This is a genomic window from Streptomyces tropicalis (genome assembly GCF_029269835.1).
GTDB lineage: Bacteria > Actinomycetota > Actinomycetes > Streptomycetales > Streptomycetaceae > Streptomyces > Streptomyces tropicalis.
This window is the reverse complement of record NZ_JARJBB010000075.1, coordinates 1-3,228: the sequence shown is the minus strand read 5'-3', so window position 1 is coordinate 3,228 and position 3,228 is coordinate 1. Positions and strand designations below refer to the sequence as shown.

The window sequence follows — 3,228 nt, the reverse complement described above, 5'->3', positions numbered from 1 at the left end:
CCGCCCCCGGATCTGAAGGAGAGAGCCCGTGACGAAGCTGCGTACCGGTGTGGTGGGCCTGGGCTGGGCGGGCACCGTCCACGCCCGCACCATGGCCGCCCTGCCCGGCATCGACCTGGTCGCCGTCAGCGACCTCGACCCCGCCAAGCACACCGCCTTCCCCGACACCCCTCTGTACGGCGACGTGCAGGAGATGCTGCGCCTTCAGCTGGACTACTGCGTCATCGCCACTCCGAGCGCGACCCACGAGCACTACGCCCTCCTCCTCGCGGCGGCCGGTGTGCCCGCGCTGATCGAGAAGCCGCTGGCGCCCACCGGCGCGGCAGCCCGCCGGATCCACGACGCGTTCGCCCGTACCGGGACCTTCGCCGCCGTCGGGCACACCGAACGCCACCAGGCGCCGCTCGCGGAGCTGTCCCGGCTTCTTCACGGCGGGGACTTCGGCGAGCTGTGGCAGCTGGAGACCCGGCGCCAGGGCCCCTACTCCGGCCGCATCCTCGACGTCGGCGTCGCCCTGGACCTGCTGGTCCACGACATCGACTTGGTCTCCTGGCTCGCCGGGGCGCCGATCGAGTCGGTGACCGCCGCCACCCGCACCCTGGCAGGCCCGAACGAGGACACGGCCACCGCCACCACGGTCCTGCGCGGCGGGGTCCTCGCCCACCACCACGCCGACTGGATCACCCCGTTCAAGCACCGTCAGGTCCAGGTCCACACCGCGGCCGGGGTCCTGACCGCCGACACCGTCGCGGGCACCCTCACCCACCACCCCAACACCGCCGCCCCGGCCCCGGCCGACTCCTTCCCGGGCGTCCAGAGCGGCAAGGCACGCCTGATCACGCTGCCCGAGCAGGAGCCCCCGTTCACCGTCGAGCACAAGCTGATGCGTGACGCCCTCCTCGGGGCCGGCTCTCGCGGCCTGGTGACCCTGGCCGAGGGCGCGCACGCCGTGACCGCGACCGAGGCACTGCTGACGGCGGCGGCCAGCGGCCGTACCACCGCGGTGGCCGCCCGCGAACTCGCTCTCACCTGACCGCCCGCCCCGGAAGGGAGAGCTGTGCCCGCTCAACCCGACGTCACTTTGCGTGAGTTGGCCATCGGCCGGATGCTGCCGGATCACCAGAGGATGGACGCCGTCACCCTCGACTGGATCGCGGGAAATCCGCCGCCGGCGGCCGACCTCCCGCACGTCGCGGCGGAAGACATCGCCGTGCTGGTCCCCGACCCGGCCTGGTTCGCCCGCCCGGAGCAGGCCGAGGGCCTGCACGGCATCAGCCACTGCGCCCGCACCAGCGTCCTCGCCTTCCTCCTCGCCCGCGTCCACGACCTTGACGGGCCGCACACCGCCGCGCTGTGCACTGCGGCGGCCCTCCACGACTGCCGTCGCCACAACGACCGGACCGACCCCGAGCACGGCCGCCGCGGGGCCGACTGGTTCGCCGAGCACGCCGAGGACGTCCTCGCCGTCCTCGGCCAGGACGTCCCTGGGGCGCTGCGCGAGGAGGCGGCCTCGGCGATCGCCGTGCACAACCTGCCCTACGACGCCTTCAGCCCGGACCAGCACACCGCCTATCAGCGGGCCCCGCACCTGACCGACCTGCTCAAGGCCGCCGACTGCCTGGACCGCTACCGCCTGCCGCTTACGCGCTGGTGGCCCGACCTCACCCACCTGCGCGTGACGGTCCCCGACGGGATGCTGTCGCTCGCGCACAGCCTGGTCGTCCACTCCGAGCGGGCCCGCCTTCACGGCGCCGGACACCGCGACGCGCTCACCCACGCCGTGACCACCCTGACCCGCTAGAAGAGAAGGGGGACGACCCTCGTGCACGCCGCCTGGGACGCCGTCCACACCGACTACTCCGCCCACACCGCCCCGCCCGGGCCGACCGGGCTCGCCGAGAGCACCGACGACTGGCTCACCCTCCACCGCGGGGCCCCCAACGGACACCTGCTGGACCCCGCCGGCAACCAGATGCTCGCCTCCCTCACCAGCGGGCGGCCCGTCCACCTGATGCACACCACCCCGTACCTGGACGCCATCCGAGCCACCGGCGAGCTCCACGGCTCCGGCGGCTGCCTGGTCGGCGCCCTGTACTGCGCCCCGCTGACCGTCACCGCCGAGGGGCTGCGCCCGCACAACCTCGGCTCCTACCTGCTGCGGACCAAACCCGAGACCAGAACCCTGGTCTTCGAGGTCCGCCCCGAGGCGCCCGCGCCGGCCAAGGGCCTTAACTACCTGCGCCTCGGCGGCATCCACCTGGACACCTACCTCGACTACCGCGTCTTCCTGACCGCGGGGGAGGACGAGCACCTCCGACAGAGCGCCGTGGCCCGGGTGCGCGAGGCGGCCGGCTTCCTGGACCTGCTGCTCGCCGACGCCCGCGGTGAGCGCACCGCGTCCACGACCGCGTTCTTCCACCAGCTGGCCCAGGCCGTCCCGCGCATGCCGTTCCTGGGCTACCTGTACTTCGAGGTCCTGTCGGAGTACCTCCTGCTGTACTCCACCAGCCCCGAGACCAAGGCGTACGCACTGGCGGGGGAGATGAACAACCGCCTCTACAAGGAGCTCGCGTTCGCCGCCGTCGCCACGATGGGGCGCCTGTTCGACCTGGCCCTGTTCAATCCCGACCGCGCGCAACTCACCGAGCTGATCGAGCGGATCGACCCCGCGCTCGCTCTGGGCGCCGACGCCTACGTACGCCGGCGCCTGCCGCACCTGTTCGCCTGCGCCGCGCTCGGCCCCGACCGGGACGCGGGCGCGGTGTCCTTCCGGTACGCGGGCGCCGACTTCGACACCCTGACCGTCATGGCGCCGTACCTGGCCGGGCAGCTCGTCTTCCGCGAGATGCGCACGCTGCCCCGCTACCCGGCACTCTTCCCAGTGTTCGAGCAGGCCAAGGCCACGTCCGTGTACGCGTACTGGAACAGCCAGAACATCGCCGTCCCCTTCAACGGGGTGCTGCCCAAGGGCGAGATCGGCCTCAACCTCGCCTTCCCCCGCGCCTCGTGCACGGCGTGGGTGGCCGAGACCTGCGAGCGCGGACTGCTGCACCCCACCGAAGAGCTCAACCTCCTTCCCGTCCCGCGCCTGGCCGACCTGCGCGGCACCGCCCTGGGCCGCGCGGCGTTCCCCGGCCCGCCGCCGCCCCCGCGGCCGGCCAGCCCGTCCGCGAGCCCCGTCCTGGTCGGCGCGGCCTCCGCCGCCGGACCGCCCCCGTCTCTCCGAGG

Annotated in this window: 3 protein-coding genes; all 3 read left to right on the top strand. The window is 73.5% G+C overall.

From position 1 onward, the window contains the following. Positions 1–28 precede the first annotated feature (28 nt). The gene (locus P3H78_RS32995) at positions 29–1,033 is read left to right on the top strand and encodes a Gfo/Idh/MocA family protein (protein WP_276112856.1); all 1,005 of its coding nucleotides are present in this window, start codon (positions 29–31) and stop codon (positions 1,031–1,033) included. Between the two features lie 93 nt (positions 1,034–1,126). Further along, positions 1,127–1,801, top strand: a complete 675-nt coding sequence (locus P3H78_RS32990) for a hypothetical protein (protein ID WP_276112855.1) — start codon at positions 1,127–1,129, stop codon at positions 1,799–1,801. Positions 1,802–1,822: 21 nt separating this feature from the next. After that, positions 1,823–3,228 (top strand): hypothetical protein (locus P3H78_RS32985; protein ID WP_276112854.1); only part of this gene is annotated, 1,406 nt, incomplete at its 3' end.